Below are 535 nucleotides of genomic sequence, written 5' to 3'. Positions count from 1 at the left end.
CCTTAGACCAAACAACGAGAAATCAGTTAACTGCCGAAGCACAGTTTATGAGAGCATATGCCTATTTTTATCTGGTTCAGTTATATGGCGATATCCCAATGCCAACAAAAGTTATCGTTGATAATAATCCAGCAAGCTTACGGCTACCTCGTACCCCACAAGCCGAGATATACAAACTGATCTTGAGCGATCTTACCTTTGCCGCACAAAACCTGCCTGATAAGGCACCTGTTACTGGCAGGGTATACAAATTGGTGGCCTCTGCACTCTTGTCGAAGGTTTACCTTACCATGGCCGGTAGCCCAATGAAACAGACTGCATATTATAAAAATGCAAAAGAAGAAGCCTTAAAAGTGATCAATTCAGGACTTTTTGCCCTAGTAGATGACTATGCCGATGTTTTTCATCATACCAGTTATACAAAAGAATCTATTTGGGAAAAATCCTATGTGATTTCAAATGGGGGAAACCCTCTGCAAGGGGCAACCGGTACGGCTGATACGTACAGGCCTTTACCTGTCTCTTATACACATCT

Annotated in this window: 1 protein-coding gene; it reads left to right on the top strand. The window is 42.4% G+C overall.

Features of this window, described 5'->3' with window-relative positions:
• A partial coding sequence (locus JHD69_RS20120) for a RagB/SusD family nutrient uptake outer membrane protein (protein ID WP_199142115.1) occupies nt 1-535 on the top strand: 535 nt, incomplete at both ends.

Source organism: Pedobacter sp. ASV12, from assembly GCF_016429155.1.
Taxonomy (GTDB): Bacteria; Bacteroidota; Bacteroidia; order Sphingobacteriales; family Sphingobacteriaceae; genus Pedobacter.
This window is presented reverse-complemented; position numbering and strand designations above follow the sequence as displayed.